Consider the following 1,092-nt stretch of genomic DNA (forward strand, 5'->3'; position numbering starts at 1 on the left):
GGACCTTCCAGCGTTGGTGCAAAGAGGGAGAGGTCAAAGAGGACCAAAGGCCCTACGCTCCCAGAAGCAACCCTCAGAAGCTCTCTCCGACAGAGGAGAGAAAGGTACTGGAGTTAGCCAACAGCCCAGAATATGCCAGCGCACCGCCAGCCCAGATAGTGAACGACCTACTGGAAAAAGGGGTCTATATAGCCTCCGAGTCCACTTTCTACAGGATACTGAGGAGACATAAACAACTCAACCACCGAGGCAGAACAGCGGCTCCGGTGAAAAGGAGTATAACCACCCATAAGGCCGACGGTCCTAACCAGCTGTGGTCCTGGGACATAACCTACATCTGTGGTCCTGCCAAGGGGCTGTTTTACTATCTGTACCTCATAATAGACCTCTACAGCAGAAAGATAGTGGGCTGGGAGGTCTACGACGAAGAATCAGGGGAACTGGCCTCGGAGGTAGTCACCAAAGCGGTACTATCGGAAAAGATCCGACTCTCCGAGAAGCCTCTGGTCCTACATGCCGACAACGGAAGCCCCATGAAAAGCGCCACATTGAGAGCCACCATGGAAAAGCTGGGAGTCCTGTTCTCCCACAGCAGACCGAGGGTAAGCAACGACAACCCTTACAGTGAATCGATCTTTAAGACCCTGAAGTACAGACCAGCCTTCCCCAGCGGGGGCTTCAAGGATATAGATGAAGCAAGGACATGGATCCACCGATTTGTGTCATGGTATAATCGTACCCACCGCCATAGCGCCTTAAATTACGTTACACCTGAGCAAAGGCATGAAGGGAAAGCTCAGGAAATACTGGCTAAGAGGGAAAATACCCTGGAAGAAGCCAAAAGACGACATCCCGACAGATGGAGAAACAGACCGATAAGGAACTGCTCCATAGAGGAGACCGTATACCTGAATCCAGAGAAAGAATCCTAGGAAAAGCGTAGACACTGAGTTATTCCAATTCGATCTTTTTGCGACATCTCGCTTGACAGGTTCCGGATTCGAGATCTTTCCCTGCCTGATATCGTTTTTCTAAATCCCGATAACCAGGATAGGATGGCTTCCGAATGCGCAGCGGAAACTCAAGAAACGC

Annotated in this window: 1 protein-coding gene; it reads left to right on the top strand. The window is 50.8% G+C overall.

From position 1 onward, the window contains the following. Window positions 1–932, top strand: a 932-nt coding sequence (locus B9Y55_RS12945) for an IS3 family transposase (RefSeq protein ID WP_143340964.1), incomplete at its 5' end; no start/stop codon positions are given. Window positions 933–1,092 lie beyond the last annotated feature (160 nt).

Origin of the sequence: Dethiosulfovibrio salsuginis, assembly GCF_900177735.1 — a bacterium.
In the GTDB taxonomy this organism is placed as follows: Bacteria; Synergistota; Synergistia; order Synergistales; family Dethiosulfovibrionaceae; genus Dethiosulfovibrio; species Dethiosulfovibrio salsuginis.